This window comes from Achromobacter sp. DH1f (assembly GCF_000633435.1).
GTDB classification, from domain to species: domain Bacteria; phylum Pseudomonadota; class Gammaproteobacteria; order Burkholderiales; family Burkholderiaceae_B; genus Achromobacter; species Achromobacter deleyi.
Genome location: NZ_AYMF01000029.1, coordinates 20446 through 37053, shown reverse-complemented (window position 1 = coordinate 37053; position 16608 = coordinate 20446). Strand labels below are relative to the sequence as shown.

The 16608-nt window shown below is 66.4% G+C and carries 14 protein-coding genes; 11 read left to right on the top strand and 3 right to left on the bottom strand.

Translation table 11 applies throughout. The features are described from left to right. Window positions 1-66 precede the first annotated feature (66 nt). The 8 genes from atpG (at window position 67) to U858_RS0124315 (ending at window position 10489) form a co-directional block, all read left to right on the top strand. Entirely contained in the window at window positions 67-972 is a 906-nt protein-coding gene (gene atpG / locus U858_RS0124350) for a F0F1 ATP synthase subunit gamma (protein ID WP_025139743.1), read from the top strand. A gap of 42 nt (window positions 973-1014) precedes the next feature. Then, the gene (atpD, locus tag U858_RS0124345) at window positions 1015-2418 is read left to right on the top strand and encodes a F0F1 ATP synthase subunit beta (protein WP_025139742.1); all 1404 of its coding nucleotides are present in this window, start codon (window positions 1015-1017) and stop codon (window positions 2416-2418) included. A gap of 9 nt (window positions 2419-2427) precedes the next feature. After that, window positions 2428-2853, top strand: coding sequence for a F0F1 ATP synthase subunit epsilon (locus tag U858_RS0124340; RefSeq protein ID WP_006392535.1), 426 nt, complete (start codon window positions 2428-2430; stop codon window positions 2851-2853). Between the two features lie 186 nt (window positions 2854-3039). Beyond that, window positions 3040-3870 (top strand): hypothetical protein, encoded by an 831-nt coding sequence (locus tag U858_RS0124335; RefSeq protein ID WP_025139741.1) that lies wholly within the window; start codon window positions 3040-3042, stop codon window positions 3868-3870. 120 nt (window positions 3871-3990) lie between these two features. After that, the gene (gene hemE / locus U858_RS0124330) at window positions 3991-5064 is read left to right on the top strand and encodes a uroporphyrinogen decarboxylase (RefSeq protein WP_025139740.1); all 1074 of its coding nucleotides are present in this window, start codon (window positions 3991-3993) and stop codon (window positions 5062-5064) included. Between the two features lie 294 nt (window positions 5065-5358). Next, on the top strand, window positions 5359-7461 hold the full coding sequence (locus U858_RS0124325; protein WP_025139739.1) for a primosomal protein N': 2103 nt from the start codon (window positions 5359-5361) through the stop codon (window positions 7459-7461). 64 nt (window positions 7462-7525) lie between these two features. After that, window positions 7526-9589, top strand: coding sequence for a UvrD-helicase domain-containing protein (locus U858_RS0124320; RefSeq protein ID WP_025139738.1), 2064 nt, complete (start codon window positions 7526-7528; stop codon window positions 9587-9589). 72 nt (window positions 9590-9661) lie between these two features. After that, the gene (locus U858_RS0124315; RefSeq protein WP_025139737.1) at window positions 9662-10489 is read left to right on the top strand and encodes an AraC family transcriptional regulator; all 828 of its coding nucleotides are present in this window, start codon (window positions 9662-9664) and stop codon (window positions 10487-10489) included. Between the two features lie 15 nt (window positions 10490-10504). Here the strand turns inward: U858_RS0124315 and U858_RS0124310 are convergent, their stop codons facing one another. Further along, window positions 10505-11563: a low specificity L-threonine aldolase gene (locus tag U858_RS0124310; protein WP_025139736.1), complete on the bottom strand. Its 1059-nt coding sequence runs from the start codon at window positions 11561-11563 to the stop codon at window positions 10505-10507. A gap of 138 nt (window positions 11564-11701) precedes the next feature. Here U858_RS0124310 and U858_RS0124305 point away from each other — a divergent pair, with 138 nt between their 5' ends. Then, the gene (locus U858_RS0124305) at window positions 11702-12601 is read left to right on the top strand and encodes a class II glutamine amidotransferase (RefSeq protein WP_025139735.1); all 900 of its coding nucleotides are present in this window, start codon (window positions 11702-11704) and stop codon (window positions 12599-12601) included. On the opposite strand, the gene U858_RS0124300 is transcribed toward U858_RS0124305, so the two are convergent. Beyond that, on the bottom strand, window positions 12568-13404 hold the full coding sequence (locus U858_RS0124300; protein WP_025139734.1) for an SDR family oxidoreductase: 837 nt from the start codon (window positions 13402-13404) through the stop codon (window positions 12568-12570). The two genes, U858_RS0124305 and U858_RS0124300, sit on opposite strands and share 34 nt — an antisense overlap. A gap of 162 nt (window positions 13405-13566) precedes the next feature. Here U858_RS0124300 and U858_RS0124295 point away from each other — a divergent pair, with 162 nt between their 5' ends. Together U858_RS0124295 and U858_RS0124290 are read left to right on the top strand one after the other, a co-directional pair. Then, window positions 13567-14499, top strand: a complete 933-nt coding sequence (locus U858_RS0124295) for a GlxA family transcriptional regulator (RefSeq protein WP_025139733.1) — start codon at window positions 13567-13569, stop codon at window positions 14497-14499. A gap of 135 nt (window positions 14500-14634) precedes the next feature. Next, entirely contained in the window at window positions 14635-15261 is a 627-nt protein-coding gene (locus U858_RS0124290; RefSeq protein WP_025139732.1) for a hypothetical protein, read from the top strand. Window positions 15262-15372: 111 nt separating this feature from the next. On the opposite strand, the gene dapD is transcribed toward U858_RS0124290, so the two are convergent. Further along, window positions 15373-16353, bottom strand: coding sequence for a 2,3,4,5-tetrahydropyridine-2,6-dicarboxylate N-succinyltransferase (dapD, locus tag U858_RS0124285; protein WP_025139731.1), 981 nt, complete (start codon window positions 16351-16353; stop codon window positions 15373-15375). Window positions 16354-16608: the final 255 nt, after the last annotated feature.

The window sequence follows — 16608 nt, the reverse complement described above, 5'->3', positions numbered from 1 at the left end:
ACCCATCCTTACCGGATGGTTGAGGCGTGAGCGGAACCCATCGGCCAGTCTTCACAGGAAAGCGCAATGCCCGGAATTAAGGAAATCCGAACCAAGATCAAGAGCGTGCAAAACACGCGCAAGATCACCAAGGCGATGGAAATGGTCGCCGCATCCAAGATGCGCAAGGCGCAGGAACGGATGCGTGCTGGTCGTCCGTACGCCACCAAGGTGCGCGAGATTGCTGCGCACCTGATGCAGGCCAACCCCGAGTACAGCCACCCGTACCTGGTCGAACGCGAAATCAAGGCGGTCGGCGTGGTCATGGTGACGACCGACAAGGGTTTGTGCGGCGGCTTGAACACCAACATCACTCGCGTGACGTTGGGCAAGCTGAAAGAGTTCGAGAAAAACGGCATCGCCGTGCAAGCGACCGCTTTCGGCAACAAGGGCGTGGGTGTGTTGACCCGTATCGGCGCCAAGCTGGTGTCCCAGGAAGTGCAACTGGGCGACAAGCCGCAACTGGACCGCCTGCTGGGCGCGATCAAGGTGCAGCTGGACGCCTACCTGGAAGGTCGCATCGACGCGCTGTACGTGGCTTCGACCCGCTTCGTCAACACGATGAAGCAGGAGCCGCTGTTCTTGCGCCTGCTGCCGTTGGCCAGTGGTTTGGAAGATCCGTACCAGACGGGTGCCGAGAACCTGGCGAAGACGTCGGAAGTGAAGTCGGACTACAGCTGGGATTACATCTACGAACCCGACGCCCGTAGCGTGATCGACGACCTGCTGCAGCGTTACGTTGAAGGCCTGCTGTACCAAGCCGTGGCCGAGAACATGGCTTCGGAGCAGTCGGCCCGGATGGTCGCCATGAAGGCGGCGTCGGACAACGCCAAGAAGGTCATCGGAGAGCTGCAACTGGTCTACAACAAGACCCGTCAGGCCGCGATCACCAAAGAAATTTCGGAAATCGTAGGGGGCGCTGCCGCCGTTTAAGGCAGGCAGCTCCCATCTAAAGCTATCAAGCAAGGAATCGACATGAGCAACGGAACCATCGTTCAGTGCATCGGCGCCGTGGTGGATATTCAGTTCCCCCGCGATCACATGCCCAAGATCTATGAAGCGCTTACCCTGGCCGACGACGAGTCCTCCTCGTTCGCCGAAAAGGGCCTGACGCTGGAAGTGCAGCAACAGCTGGGCGACGGCGTGGTGCGTACCATTGCGCTGGGCTCCAGCGACGGCCTGCGCCGCGGCATGAAGGTCAACGGCACGGGCGCCCCGATCTCGGTGCCGGTCGGCACCGGCACGCTGGGCCGCATCATGGACGTGCTGGGTCGTCCCATCGACGAAGCCGGCCCGATCCAGCACGAAGAAAAGCGTGGCATCCACCAATCGGCTCCCCGTTTCGACGAACTGTCGCCGTCGGTGGAACTGCTGGAAACCGGCATCAAGGTTATTGACCTGGTGTGCCCGTTCGCCAAGGGCGGCAAGGTCGGCCTGTTCGGCGGCGCCGGCGTGGGCAAGACCGTCAACATGATGGAACTGATCAACAACATCGCCAAGCAGCACAGCGGTTTGTCGGTGTTTGCCGGCGTGGGTGAACGTACCCGCGAAGGCAACGACTTCTACCACGAAATGGAAGAGTCGAACGTTCTGGACAAGGTCGCCATGGTGTTCGGTCAGATGAACGAACCCCCGGGCAACCGTCTGCGCGTGGCGCTGACCGGCCTGACGATGGCCGAGAAGTTCCGCGACGAAGGCCGCGACATCCTGTTCTTCGTCGACAACATCTACCGCTACACGCTGGCCGGTACCGAAGTGTCGGCACTGCTGGGCCGTATGCCGTCGGCCGTGGGCTACCAGCCCACGCTGGCCGAAGAAATGGGCAAGCTGCAAGAGCGCATCACGTCGACCAAGACCGGCTCGATCACCTCGATCCAGGCCGTGTACGTCCCTGCGGACGACTTGACCGACCCCTCGCCTGCCACGACCTTCCAGCATTTGGACTCGACCGTGGTGCTGTCGCGTGACATCGCCTCGCTGGGTATCTACCCCGCCGTGGACCCGCTGGATTCGTCCAGCCGCCAGCTCGACCCGCAAGTCGTCGGCGAAGAGCACTACGCCGTGGCCCGTGGCGTGCAGCAGACGCTGCAGCGCTACAAGGAACTGCGCGACATCATCGCGATTCTGGGCATGGACGAACTGTCGCCCGACGACAAGCAGGCCGTGGCCCGCGCGCGCAAGATCCAGCGCTTCCTGTCGCAGCCGTTCCACGTGGCTGAAGTGTTCACCGGCTCGCCCGGCAAGTACGTTCCGCTGGCTGAAACCATCCGTGGTTTCAAGATGATCGTGAACGGCGAGTGCGATTCCCTGCCGGAACAGGCCTTCTACATGGTCGGTTCGATCGACGAGGCCTTCGAGAAGGCCAAGAAACTGCAATAAGGAACCGATATGGCTACCCTGCATGTGGATGTCGTCAGCGCAGAGGAAGCGATCTTCTCCGGTGAGGCGAAGTTCGTGGTGCTGCCTGGCGAGGCGGGTGAGCTGGGCATCTTGCCCGGTCACACCCCGCTGATTTCGCGCATACGCCCCGGGACGGTCAAGATCGTTCGTGCCGACCAAGGCGAGGAAAACATCTTCGTCGCCGGGGGCATTCTGGAAGTGCAGCCGGGCAGCGTGACGGTCCTGGCCGACACCGCCATCCGTGCCGCCGACCTGGACGAAGCCCGTGCCCTGGAAGCGCGCAAGCGCGCCGAAGAGGCCCTGGCCAACGCCAAGGACAAGGCCGACATCGCGGTTGTCGAAGCTGAACTCGCCATGCTGGCTGCGCAAGCCATCGCGGCGCGCAAGCTGCGCCAGGGCGGCCGTTCGCACTAAGCGACAGCTGTCCGCCGGGGTTCGCCCCGGACTCGAAAGAAGCGGCCCCCGGGCCGCTTTTTTCATGCCTGTCGCGGGCGCCACGGCCCCGGCAAGCCGGGTGGCTTTTTGCGTTCGCTACGAATGGCGAGCGGAATGGCCGACCCGTAGCCTTCAACTTTAGGCAAGCCGCCTGAGGAAGAAAGCGTGCGAGAAACCACGGATTGCGGGGTGTTGCTCACCCCTGGCCACGAAACCGCCATGCGCGAGTGGGTCGCGCGCGACCAGCCTCGGCTGGCGCGGGTGCGGCTGCACCTGGTGCCACTGCGAAACGCAGCGGCTTCTGCGGACGACCGTCCGGACATTCACGCGCTGGCCCGGCTGGCAGTAGGCCTGCGGCGCCACGACCATTGCATCCTGCCTGTCGCGCCCGCGTCGCTGGCCTGGACCCGCATGGCGTTGCAGCAGGCGGGCGATGCGCTGGTCACGCCGGTGCTGCTGTTCGTGCACGACATGACCGCTCCGGCCATCGAAGACCTGCTGCAGCTGGGTGCGGCCGATTTCATGACGGCGCCGTACTGCCTGGAAAGCCTGCGGGTGCGGCTGCGGCGCCTCGCGCAGCGTCGGCCGTGGGCGCCGTCCGGTCAGCTGGAAGAAATCGGGGCGGTGTATCCGGCGCCGGCGTCGGGCAGGGGTGGCGGGCCCGACGTCAGGTTTGACATCAGGCCGTCGCTGGCACGGCAGACGCGGCCGTCCGCGCGCCCGCTACTGGCGCGGCAGGTGCTGCAGCAAGGCCTGGCGGGCCTGCATCACCAGGCAACCCCAGGCGTTCACGAACCCTTTCGCCAGGCCAAGGCGCGGGTGGTGGACGGCTTTGAATCCGACTACATCCGCCTGGCGTTGTCGCGCCATCAGGGCAATGTGGCGCGGGCGGCCCGGGCATCGAGCAAGCACCGGCGGGCGTTCTGGGCGCTGATGCGCAAGCACGGCATCGATGCCGCGCCGTATCGCCGCCGGGCCGAGCGCGGCGACGCCTGACGGGGATCGCCCCAGCGAAAAACGTCCGGCTTTGCGCGCCGGCAAGGCGGCGGCAGGCGGCGGTCATGCCCTGTCAGCTTGGGGCAGTAAAATCACGGCTTCCGATCATCGAGGATAGTCGTGTCCGCTGCCGTCTTGAAGAACGATGTGTTCTTGCGCTCGCTCTTGCGCGAGCCCGTGCCCTACACCCCCATCTGGCTCATGCGCCAGGCGGGTCGCTACCTGCCCGAATACCGCCAGACGCGGACCCGGGCCGGTTCCTTCATGGGCCTGGCTCAGAATCCGGACTACGCCTCGGAAGTCACGTTGCAGCCGCTCGAGCGTTTCGACCTGGACGCGGCCATCCTGTTTTCCGACATCCTGACCGTGCCGCACGCCATGGGCCTGGGCCTGGACTTCGCCGAAGGCGAGGGCCCGCGCTTTGCCCGTCCGGTGCGTTCCGAGGATGACGTGGCGCGCCTGGCCGTGCCCGACATGGACAAGCTGCGCTACGTGTTCGACGCGGTGTCCACCATCCGCCGCGACCTGGACGGCAAGGTGCCGCTAATCGGTTTTGCCGGCAGCCCGTGGACGATTGCCTGCTACATGGTCGAAGGGCAGGGCAGCGATGACTACCGCCTGATCAAGACCATGCTGTATTCGCGTCCTGATCTGCTGCACCGCATTCTGGAAATCAACGCCGAAGCCACGCTGCAGTACCTGAACGCGCAGATCGCGGCAGGTGCGCAGGCCGTGATGCTGTTCGACAGCTGGGGCGGCGTGCTGGCCGACGGCCTGTTCCAGCAGTTCTCGCTGGCCTATACCCGCAAGGTCGTGGCCGGCCTGACCCGCGAACACGAAGGGCGCCGCGTGCCGGCCATCGTCTTCACCAAGGGGGGGGGCCAGTGGCTGGAATCCATCGCCGCTTGCGGTTGCGATGCCGTGGGCCTGGACTGGACGGTGGATCTGGCTGCGGCGCGCCGCCGCACCGGCGATTCGGTCGCCTTCCAGGGCAACCTGGATCCCATGGCGCTGTTTGGCGGCGGCCCCGCCATCCGCGCCGAGGCGCGCCGGGTGCTGGATGCCTTCGGGCCGGTGGGCAAGGGCGGCCATGTGTTCAACTTGGGCCACGGCATCTCGCGCTTCACCCCGCCCGAAGCGGTAGCCGAATTGGTCGACGAAGTCCACCAACACAGCCGTTCGCTCAGAGGGTAAGTGAGTGAACGCTTCGGCCCGCAGGGCCGAACTTGGAGGCCCCTGGCGGACACTTGTGCACAGCAAGATCACGCCTGGGGAAAACCCTCTAGAAGCTTGTTTACAATCTTGGAAGTCTGCATAAGCTATTGTTTTTGTTGGAATAAAATAGGTTTTCAACAGATTTGCAAGACTTGATGCAATCTTGCCTTATTCCAATTTCTAACGTTGCTCCAGCCTTTTCCCCAAAGTTATCCACAGGTAGGGATCGGAGCCGTTTCGGGTCCGCCCAGTCCATGTTCCGTTCCGTAGCCCATGTCTGAAGTCTTCGCGCTGGTCGAATCCACGCCGGCCGAGCCGGCGGCGACCTGCTGGGTGCGCGTCGCGCTGGACGTGCCGCTGCCGGGCCCGTTCGACTATCGCCACACTGCCCCCATTACGGCGGGCCTGCGGGTGATCGTGCCGTTCGGCCGGCGCAAGCTGATCGGCGTAGTGGTGGACAATCCGGCCGAGCCGTCATTCGAGCCCAAGCAGATCAAGCCCATCGAAGAGGTGCTGGATGACCTGCCGCCATTTGACGACGGCTGGCTGCGTCTGGCCCGGTTTGCCGCCGAATACTACCAACGGCCCCTGGGCGAGGTGATGCTGCCCACGCTGCCGCCGCCGCTGCGCAAGCCCACCGCGTACCAGGGCAAGCGGTCGGCGGGCGGCCCGGTGGCGAGGCTGGACGCGCGCAAGCGCAAGACGGCGCGCGCCGCGGCCACGGCCGACCAGCCCCCCGACCTGAACGACGCGCAGCAGACCGCGGTGGATACCATTGCCGGGTTGACGCGTTTCAAGCCGGTGCTGCTGTACGGCGTGACCGGCAGCGGCAAGACCGAGGTGTATCTGCGCGCCGCCGAAAAGGTGCTGGCGGCCGGTCGCCAGGTGCTGCTGATGGTGCCGGAAATCAACCTGACGCCGCAGCTGGAAGGCGCGCTGCGGGCCCGGCTGGAAAGCCTGGTGGGCCCGGACGGCCTGGCGGTGATGCATAGCGGCTTGTCCGACGGCGAACGCCTGCAGGCGTGGTCGCGGGCGCAACGCGGCCAGGCGCGGATGCTGCTGGGCACGCGCATGTCGATCTTCGCGCCCATGAGCGAGCTGGGCCTGATCGTGGTCGACGAAGAGCACGATGCGTCCTACAAGCAGCAGGACGGCCTGCGCTATTCCGCGCGCGACCTGGCGGTGTGGCGCGCGCACGACCTGGATATTCCGGTGGTGCTGGGGTCGGCCACGCCGTCGCTGGAAACCTGGCAGCACGCCGAACGCGGACGCTACTTGCGGCTGGCCTTGCCGGCCCGCGCGCGGTCCAGCACCTTGCCGTCGATGAAGCTGGTGGACACCCGCCGTTTGCAGATGAAGCATGGGATGTCGCCGCAGTTGCTCGAAGCCATCGGCGAACGCCTGTCCAACAAAGAGCAGTCGCTGATCTTCCTGAACCGGCGCGGCTTTGCGCCGGTGCTGCATTGCCAGTCTTGCGGCTGGGTCAGCAACTGCCCGCGCTGCACGGCCTTTACCGTGCTGCATCGCGCGGGCCGCGGCCACCGCCTGCAATGCCATCATTGCGGCTACCAGGCGCCGGTGCCGCATGCCTGCCCTGAATGCGGCGACCAGGACCTGGCGCCGATGGGGCGCGGTACCCAGCGCGTGGAAGAACACCTGGCCGAGCTGTTTCCCGAAGCGCGCATCCTGCGCATCGATGCCGACAGCACGCGCAAGAAGGGCAGCGCCGAGGCCCTGTTCGCGTCGGTGCATGCCGGCGAGGTCGACATCCTGGTGGGCACCCAGATGGTGGCCAAAGGCCACGATTTCGCGCGGCTGGGGCTGGTGGGGGTGTTGAACCCGGACTCTGCCCTGTTCGCGCATGATTTCCGCGCACCCGAACGCCTGTTCGCCCAGTTGATGCAGGTGGCCGGGCGGGCCGGACGCCACCAGGGCAACGGCCAGGTCATCATCCAGACCGGCTACCCCGAGCAGCCCGTGTACCAGGCCCTGCTGCGCCACGATTACGCGGGCTTTGCCCGCCATGCGCTGCACGAACGCGAAAGCACCGGCCTGCCGCCGTTTGCCTACCAGGCGCTGCTGACGGCCGAGGCGCGTGAACTGGCGGTGGCACAGGCTTTCCTGCAACAGGCGCGCGCCTTGCCCGAGGGCGAATGGGCCGCCGATTTCCCGGGGCTGGACGCCATCATGCTGTACGACCCGGTGCCGCTGCGGGTGGTGCGGGTGGCCAACGTCGAGCGCGCCCAGCTGCTGGTCGAAAGCACCAGCCGCCCGGCGTTGCAGGCGTTCCTGGCGTCGTGGTCGCACCATCTGCCGTATCTGGCCAACGAGGCCCGCGTGCGCTGGCAACTGGAGGTCGATCCGCTGGAAATCTGACGGCGGCGGCCTCGGCGCCGCCACCCTGATTGCTCTATGATCGTTCTCCCTTCCCCGAGTCACCATGTCCGCAAGCGAACCCATTGGCCACGGCCTGAACCCCGCGCAGAAAGAAGCGGTGCTGTACCTGGACGGCCCCTGCCTGGTGCTGGCCGGCGCCGGCAGCGGCAAGACGCGCGTGATCACCCAGAAGATCGCCTACCTGCTGCGTGAATGCGGTTACATGGGCCGCAACGTGGTGGCGCTGACCTTCACCAACAAGGCCGCGCGCGAGATGGACGAGCGCGTCAAGACGCTGGTCGACCGCAAGCTGGGCAAAGGCCTGACCATCAGCACCTTCCACTCGCTGGGCGTGAAGATGCTGCGCGAAGAGGCCCGCAATGCCGGCCTGAAACCCACGTTTTCCATCCTGGATGCCGATGACGCCATGGCGATCATCCAGGAACTGCTGGCCACTACCGACAAGGGCCGTCTGCGCCACGTGCAGGGCATCATCTCGCTGTGGAAGAACGCGCTGATGGAGCCGGACGATGCCGCGCGCGAAGCCATCACGCCGGGCGACGTCGAGGCCGCCAATGTCTACCGCAGCTATGCCGCCACGCTGGCCGCCTACCAGGCGGTGGATTTCGACGACCTGATCCGCATCCCGGCGATGCTGCTGGCCAACAACGAAGAAGTGCGCACCCGCTGGCAGAACCGCGTGCGCTATCTGCTGGTGGACGAATACCAGGACACCAACGTGTGCCAGTACCGACTGGTGCAGCTGCTGACCGGCCCGCGCGCCATGTTCACGGCGGTGGGCGACGACGACCAGGCCATCTATGCCTGGCGCGGCGCCACCATCGAGAACCTGGCCAAGCTCACGACCGACTACCCGAACCTCAAGCTCATCAAGCTGGAGCAGAACTACCGGTCGGTGCAGCGCATCCTGGCCGCGGCCAACCAGGTGATCGAAAAGAATCCCAAGCTGTTCGACAAGAAGCTGTGGTCGGACCTGGGCGTGGGCGAGCCGATCCTGGTGTCGCCGATGGACGGCGAAGAGCAGGAAGCCGAGTCCATCGCCATGAAGATCTCGGCCTCGCGCTTCGAGCGCCAGGCCCAGTGGAAGGACTTCGCCATCCTGTATCGCGGCAACCACCAGTCGCGCATCCTGGAGCAGGCGCTGCGCAACCTGAAGATTCCGTACACGATCTCGGGCGGGCAGAGCTTTTTCGACAAGGCCGAAGTGCGCGACGTGCTGTCGTACCTGCGCCTGCTGGCCAACGACGATGACGACCCGGCCTTCATCCGCGCCGCCACCACGCCCAAGCGCGGCATCGGCCAGGCCACGCTGCAGACGCTGGGCCAATACGCCGCCAGCCGCGAGCTCTCGATGCTGGCGGCGGTGGAAGAAACCGGCCTGGAAAGCCAGCTGGCCCCGCGTCAGCTGGAACCCCTGCGCACCTTTACCGAATTCATCCGCCGCATGCAGTGGCGCGCCGGCCGTGGCGCCACGTCGGGCAAGGACGCCGCGCCGGCCGAACCGGCCGGCGTCATCCTGGACGACCTGGTGCAGGCAATCCAGTACGAACGCCACCTGTTCGAACTGTTCGACGAACGGCCCGCGCAGACGCGCTGGCAGAACGTGCTGGAACTGACCGGCTGGCTCAAGCGCAAGGCCGAAGAAGACAACATGTCGCTGTTCGACCTGGTGCAGCACGTGGCGCTGGTCACCATGCTGGAACGCGGCGAAGAAGAAGAGCCGGACGCGGTCAAGATGTCGACCCTGCACGCGTCCAAGGGGCTGGAGTATCCGCACGTGTACCTGGCCGGCGTCGAGGAAGGCCTGCTGCCGCACCTGGGCAAGGACGACGAAGACGGCGACCCGGCCCGCGCCGCCGAGAACCTGGCCACCCGCATCCAGGAAGAACGCCGCCTGATGTACGTGGGCATCACGCGGGCGCAGCGCAGCCTGAACCTCAGCTGGTGCAAGCGCCGCCGCCGGGCGCGCGAAGACGTGGTGCGCGAGCCGTCGCGCTTCATCGAGGAAATGGGGCTGGATGACCCGACCGTGCAGGAAGACGAAACCACGGCCGCCATGAATCCCAAAGAGCGCATGGCCATGCTCAAGGCGTTGCTCAAGAAGTAGCGCCGCAATAAATTACATGACGGAGGGCGGCTTGCGGGCTTATACCTGCCGCTTTGCACCATGGCGCTATCCATGAAGGACGACGTTCGATATCAACCGGTGGCGGGCACGCCGGGCCTGGTGCTGGGCGTGGCGCGCCTGTGCGAATTCCAGTTCGACCGGCACTACCACGTGGATTACCACATCGGCCTGGTGACCCAGGGCGTGCAGCGCCAGACCTTCGGCGGCCAGAGCATCCTGCTGGGGCCGGGCGCGGTGGCGTTGATGCCGCCCGGCGAGATTCATGACGGCACCGGCGTGGACGACTACGGCCACAGCTATACGCTGAAGACCTTCCGCATCGCGCCGGACCTGATGCGCGGTTTCATCGCCGAAGTCTCGGGGGCGGGGCCTGACGAGCGCTTCACGGGCACGCTGCTCGAAGATGCGCGGCTGTCGGCCCGCTTCATGGCATTGCACGCCTCGTGGATGGATGGCGCGCCTTCCGGTCCGCTGGCGCATGAATCCGTATCGCTGGCGCTGATGGGCGCCTTGTTCGCCCGCACCGGCGCCGTGGCGCCGCAGGATATCCGCGGCGGCCTGTCGGCCGTGCATACGCGCCAGGTGCTGGATTACTGCCAGGCCCACCTGGCCGACAAGATCAGCCTGCAAGACCTGGCGCGGCTGTGCGGCCTGAGCCGCTACCAGTTCCTGCGGCGCTTCGCGCTATCGGTCGGCCTGACCCCGCATGCCTGGCTGACGCGGCTGCGCCTGGAGCGGGCCTGCGCGGTGCTGGCGCGCGCGCAGGCGTCGATCGCGCAGGTCGCGGCCGACGTGGGCTTCTACGATCAAAGCCACTTCAACCGCGCGTTTCGCACGGCCTACGGCGTGGCGCCGTCGGCGTTTCGGCGCGCAGCGTAGCCCCGATACGAAGCCCTACCGGCACTGTTCGCGCAGCGCCGCCAGGAAATGGTCCACGTCCTGCTCACGCGTGGCGAACGAGGTGACCAGGCGCACCACGCCAGGGCCCCAGCGATCGTGATAGAAGCGAAAGCCCTGTGCGAGCAGGCCTTCGATGGCCGCAGCGGGCAGGCGGCAGAACAGGATATTGGCCTGTACCGGCCCTTGCGTTTGCACGCCCGGCAGGTCGGCCATGCCGGCGGCCAGGCGAGCCGCCATGGCGTTGGCCTGGCGCGCGTTGCGCAGCCACAGGCCGTCGTCCAGGTAGGCTTCCATCTGGGCCGACAGCAGGCGCATTTTCGAGAACAGGTGGCCGCCGCGCTTGCGCCGGTAGGCCAGCTCGGTGGCCAGGCCCGGTTCGAACAGCACGATGGCTTCCGCGCCCAGCACGCCGTTCTTGGTGGCGCCGAACGACAGCGCCTTGACGCCCGCCTTCCAGGTCATCTCGGCGGGGGTGCAGCCCAGGCTGACCAGCGCGTTGGCAAAGCGTGCGCCGTCCATGTGCAGGGGCAAGCCGGCGCCCCGGCAGATCTCGCTGATCGCGGCGATCTCCGCCAGCGTGTAGACGCTTCCGGTTTCAGTCGCCTGGGTGATGCTGACGCAGGCGGGCTGCATGGAGTGCACGTCGCCGACCTTGCGGCGCACTTCGACGGCGAGCTGCGCCGGGTCGATCTTGGCGGCGTCGCCATCGAGCAGCGTCAGGCGGGCGCCGCTGGTGTAGAACTGCGGCGCGCCGCATTCGTCGTTGGCGATATGGCTTTGCGCGTGGCACAGCACGCTGCCCCACGGCGGCGTCAGCACGGACAGCGCCAGCGAATTGGCCGCGGTGCCGGTGGGCACCAGCAACACCTCGACCTCGCGTTCGAAAATCTCGGCCAGTTGTCGGGCCACGCGCTGGCTGGCGTCGTCGGCGCCATAGGGTTGGGCCTGTCCCTCATTGGCGCGCAGCAGCGCATCCAGGACTTGCGGGCTGGCGCCGGCGATGTTGTCGCTGGAAAAGCCCAGCTGCGGGGAAAACGGGGGGGAAGTGTCCAAGGCAAGGCTCTCTGGCGGATAAGGCGAATGCCCACTATGCCAATCCGGCGGCAGGCGGGCTTGTAGAAAATTGCACGCCGCTTACACTGGGACGTATCGCCAAGGCCCCGCGCCGGGCCTGTCTTGAAGGAGCGCATCATGTGCCGCTGGCTCGCTTACACCGGTAGTCCCCTGCAAATGGAGAGCGTGCTGTTCAAGGCCAAGCACTCTCTGATCGACCAGAGCCTGCACGCACGCATGAGCGTCACCACCACCAATGGCGACGGCTTCGGCCTGGGCTGGTACAGCCCGCCGCGGGGCGGCCGCCACCCGAATGGCCAAGCACCGAATGGTGCACCCCAGGCAAGCCCGCCCCAAGAGCCGCCGTTCCGCTACCGCAGCGTGCATCCCGCCTGGAACGACCGCAACCTGCGCGAAGCGGCGCGCGCCATCCACGCGCCGCTGTTCGTGGCGCACATCCGCGCCGCCACCGACACCCCGGCCCAGGAAACCAACTGCCACCCGTTTCGCCACGGCAACTGGCTGTTCGTGCACAACGGCGTCATCCGCGACTATCCGCTGCTTCGGCGCGACCTGATGCTGATGATCGCGCCGAGCTATTTCGGGTCACTGGAAGGGTCGACCGATTCCGAGGTGATGTTCCTGCTGGCGCTGACGTTCGGCCTGGAAGAAGACGCGCTGCCGGCGCTGGCGCGCATGGTCGGTGCGGTCGAAGAGACCGGCCGGCGTCATGGCGTGGCGCAGCCCATCAACATGACGGTCTGCGCCCTGGACGGCGAACGGCTGATCGCGGTGCGCTATTCCAGCGAACGCGAATCGCGCACGCTGTTTCACAACACCTGCGTGCAGCACCTGCGTCAGCTGTATCCGGATGATCCGCAGATCGCGTCGCTGGACGACAACGCCTTCCTGCTGCTGTCCGAGCCGTTGACCGAGATGCCGGGGGCCTGGGAAGAAGTGCCCGAGGCCACCGCCATCATCGCGGCGCACGGCCGGGTGGAGCATTACCCGTTCGTGCCGGTGGCGCCGGGCGCCTGAACGCCATAGCGGGCCGCGGGCGCGTTGCGAGACAGTTCCGGGCCCAGCGCCTGGCGCGCGTCTTCCAGGCGCTGCCACAAGGCCGCTTCGCCCAAGGCGGGAATGGTCACGAATTCGCCCTGGTCCAGGCCGGCCAGCGCGGCCTGCACCATGTCGTCGGCGCTCATCACGATGGCGGCCGGCAATTCGCTGGCCGGCTTCCCCGCCAGATCCCAGAAGTCGGTGCCGGTGGCGCCAGGCAGCACGGCCTGGATGCGCACGCCCTTGTCGGCCAGTTCGTGGCGCAGCGATTGCGAATACGCCAGCACATAGGCCTTGCTGGCGCCATAGACGCCGTTGAGCAGTTCCGGATGCAGCGCCACGACCGACGCGATGTTGATCAGCGTGCCATTGCCGCGCGCGACGAACCCCGGCACCGCCGCCATGGTCAGGCGCGTCAACGCGCTGACGTTCAGGTCGATCATGGCCTGCATCTGGTCGGGGTCCGATTGCAGCAGCGGCGCCACCGAGCCGATACCGGCGTTGTTCACCAGCACGGTCAGCGATTCGTCTTCACGCAGTTCACGCGCCACCCGGGCCAGACCATCGGCATCGGCCAGGTCAGCGGGCAATACGCGTACGTCGCGGCCGGTTTCGGCGCGCAGGCGCGCGGCCAATGCTTCCAGCCGGGCGGCGTTGCGCGCCACCAGCGTCAGGTCGTGGCCGCGGCGGGCCAGGTGATGCGCGTAGCGTGCGCCGATACCGGTCGAGGCGCCGGTGACCAGGGCGCGGCCGAGGGTGTGATTCAGGGGGGTATTGCTCATGTTGGCTCCGAGAGAAAGGCGGTGGATGCCGCCGGTACCCATGCAGAGTAGAATTGGCAGGAAATATCCTCAATGACATAGAAACGTCTTTTTAGGACATCCGACTAAATCAGTCGAATCCGGGCCTGAGCCAGGCCTTTTCTTCTGTTTGCAGGCCTCTCCATGAAAACGATCGCGATCGTGCTGCACCCCGGTTTCCAGGTTCTGAGCCTGGCCGCCAGTTCCGTCTTCGAAACGGTCAACATGCACCTGGGGTCGGTGCAGTACCGGGTGACGCTGGTGTCCGAGCACGGCGGTCCGGTGCCCAGCTCACAGGGCTTTTCGGTGGATTCCACCAAGCTGGGCCGGCGCACGTTCGACACGCTGATCGTGGCCGGCGACAACACCGGCGCAGGGGCGTCCGAAGGTCTGCTGCGCGCCTTGCAGGCCGCCAGCAAGCGCGTGCGCCGCTGCGCCGCCATGTGCACCGGCGCCTTCATCCTGGCGCAGGCCGGCCTGCTGGAAGGGCGCCGCGTCACCACGCACTGGCACTTCGCGCGGCGGTTGCAGCGCGAATACCCCGGCGTGCAGGTGGACGAAGATCGCATCTACGTGGCCGATGGCCCGATCTGGACCTCGGCGGGCATGAGCGCAGGCGTGGACCTGGCGCTGGCGATGGTGGAAGCCGATCTGGGCGCGGACGTGGCCCGCATGGTGGCGCGCAAGCTGGTGCTGACACAGCGCCGCGCGGGCGGCCAGTCGCAGTATTCCGCGTTGCTGGAACTGGACGCCAAGTCCGACCGGGTGCAGACGGCGCTGGCTTACGCCAAGGCCAACCTGAAGGCCGAACTGTCGGTCGACGAACTGGCTCGCGCCGCGCACTTGAGCCCGCGCCAGTTCAGCCGAGTCTTTCGCCTGGAAACCGGCCAATCGCCCGCCAAGGCGGTGGAACACCTGCGGCTGGAGGCCGCGCAGGGCATGATGCAGTCCGGCCGCCATCCGGCCGAGGTGGTCGCGCGCGAGACGGGCTTCGGCGACCGCGACCGCATGCGCAAGGCCTTCCTGCGCGCATTCGGCCAATCGCCGCAGGCGATGCAACGGCTGATACGCGCCTGACCCCGTTATTGCCGCATCTGGTCGCTAAAACGGGGTCATCAAGCACGCTTTGCCGATATGGGGGAGAATGCGTATCGCATGACTTTGCGACGTTCCTGGGCCGCGAAAGCACCCTGATTCCAATAAGGAAGTTGCATGACTGATGACAAAACCCCGCAGGCTCCTGATGCATTGGCGGTGTTTGTAGACACGGGGAGCACCCCGGATTGCTTTGAATTGCACGAGCGCGGCATCGTCCGCCAGCAAGACGGCGAACGCTACTACACCGCCTTCGCCGACATCTCCGACCTGTACTTGTCTGCCCCCGGCGCGCAAACCGGCCCCGATGGCATCGACCGCTTCGCCTACCGCAGCCGCGCCGAACCCGGCTGGACCCTGGTGCCGGGCGACATCGCCGAATTCCCCCGCTTCATGGATGCCTTCCGCTCGCGCCTGGTCGACCAGCGCCTGCCGGTGCTCGAAGCCCGCCTGGCCGATGGCGCGAAGGTGGCATTCCGCACGCTGGACGGCGGCGATTTCCCCGACCTGACCACGCGCGAACTGGCCCTGTCGGCCGAAGGCCTGCACATCGGCGCCGACACCTGGCCCTACGAATCGCTGCAACGCATCGACCTGAACGACTGGACCGAAACGGTCAGCCTGCGCACCGACGACGGCGCCACGGTGTTCTCGTGCCCCGCGGCGCGCATCCTCAGTTCGGACCTGTTCGTGAACCTGGTCTACGACCGCCTGGGTGAAACGGCGCAAGCGGCATCGGCCTGACGGCCTGGATGCCTCTGGCGTCACTCGCCAGGCGCATCGCGCAATCCCCGAAGCACCAAGGGCCGCGAAAGCGGCCCTTGTGTCGTGGGGGCGCGGCGTTCGCCGCGCGGATCAATGGCCCGTATGCAGGGCCGGGTTGAGCGTGCCCCACGCTGCGGTGCGCACCAGTGTTTCGACCGCGCCGGTCTGCGAGTTGCGACGGAACAGCAGCCCATGCTGCCCAGCCAATTCGACGGCCTTGACCACGGCCCCTTCGGGCGTCAGTACGCGCGTGCCGGCAGTGACATAGCAACCCGCTTCGACGACGCAGTCATCGCCCAACGAGATGCCGATGCCCGAGTTGGCGCCGAGCAGGCAGCGCTTGCCGATGGCAACGACCTGTTTGCCGCCACCGGACATGGTGCCCATGATGGAAGCGCCGCCGCCGACGTCGGTGCCATCATCGACGATGACCCCTGCACTGATGCGGCCTTCGACCATGGAAGCCCCCAGGGTGCCGGCATTGAAGTTGCAGAACCCTTCGTGCAGCACGGTGGTGCCCGCGGCCAGATGCGCACCGAGCCGCACGCGCGCGGTATCGGCAATGCGCACGCCCGCCGGCACGACGTAGTCGGTCATGCGCGGAATCTTGTCGACGCCGCGAATCTCCAGCACCTGCCCGGTGGCGCGCAGTTGCCAACGCAGGGCGTCGACCTGATCGACGGCGCAAGGCCCGACCGACGTCCAGGCGACATTGGCCAACACATTGAACAAACCATCCAGGTTGGCGCCGTGCGGCCGGATGAGCCGATGACTGAGCAAATGCAGGCGCAGATAAGCATCATGCGCATCGGCGGGCGGCGCATCGAGCGAAGCGATGGCGGTACGCACGGCCACGATATCGACTTTCCGGCGGGTGTCGCGGCCAAGAGACGTCGGCACGTGTTCACCGAGGGCGGCGCGGGCTTCTTCAGGGGTCAGGTGGCGAGTGCCGCCGGCGGGCGAGTTGTCGGCCAGGGAGGGGCGCGGATACCAAGTATCAAGAACGGTGCCGTCGGCGGCAATAGTGGCTAGGCCGTAGGCGATGGCGCTGGTTTGAGTGGCTTGGGACATGGTTCTTGCTGAGTTCTGTTGTGGTTCTTTTTTGGGGTTCTCTTGGGGGAATATTCTAGGCCAGGTTGTTTGTGTCTTGGGGGCTTCGTACTTCGTGGGTCGTCCCTGGCGGCGGTGGCATGCGGGGCGGGCGCCCACGATTGCGGTCCGGCGCGCGGGCGCCGGACTTCCCCGTCCTCATCCTCGTACGCCTTCGGCTCCCTACGGATTCCGTCGGGCGCATCGAGGTTGCCCGCCCCGCATGCCACCGCCGCC

Coding starts and splice junctions, on each gene's coding strand:
- dapD (WP_025139731.1), bottom strand. CDS start 16,353: ATGTCCCAAGCCACTCAAACCAGCGCCATCGCCTACGGCCTAGCCACT.
- U858_RS0124340 (WP_006392535.1), top strand. CDS start 2,428: ATGGCTACCCTGCATGTGGATGTCGTCAGCGCAGAGGAAGCGATCTTC.
- U858_RS0124305 (WP_025139735.1), top strand. CDS start 11,702: ATGTGCCGCTGGCTCGCTTACACCGGTAGTCCCCTGCAAATGGAGAGC.
- U858_RS0124300 (WP_025139734.1), bottom strand. CDS start 13,404: ATGAGCAATACCCCCCTGAATCACACCCTCGGCCGCGCCCTGGTCACC.
- U858_RS0124325 (WP_025139739.1), top strand. CDS start 5,359: ATGTCTGAAGTCTTCGCGCTGGTCGAATCCACGCCGGCCGAGCCGGCG.
- atpD (WP_025139742.1), top strand. CDS start 1,015: ATGAGCAACGGAACCATCGTTCAGTGCATCGGCGCCGTGGTGGATATT.
- U858_RS0124290 (WP_025139732.1), top strand. CDS start 14,635: ATGACTGATGACAAAACCCCGCAGGCTCCTGATGCATTGGCGGTGTTT.
- U858_RS0124315 (WP_025139737.1), top strand. CDS start 9,662: ATGAAGGACGACGTTCGATATCAACCGGTGGCGGGCACGCCGGGCCTG.
- U858_RS0124295 (WP_025139733.1), top strand. CDS start 13,567: ATGAAAACGATCGCGATCGTGCTGCACCCCGGTTTCCAGGTTCTGAGC.
- atpG (WP_025139743.1), top strand. CDS start 67: ATGCCCGGAATTAAGGAAATCCGAACCAAGATCAAGAGCGTGCAAAAC.
- U858_RS0124320 (WP_025139738.1), top strand. CDS start 7,526: ATGTCCGCAAGCGAACCCATTGGCCACGGCCTGAACCCCGCGCAGAAA.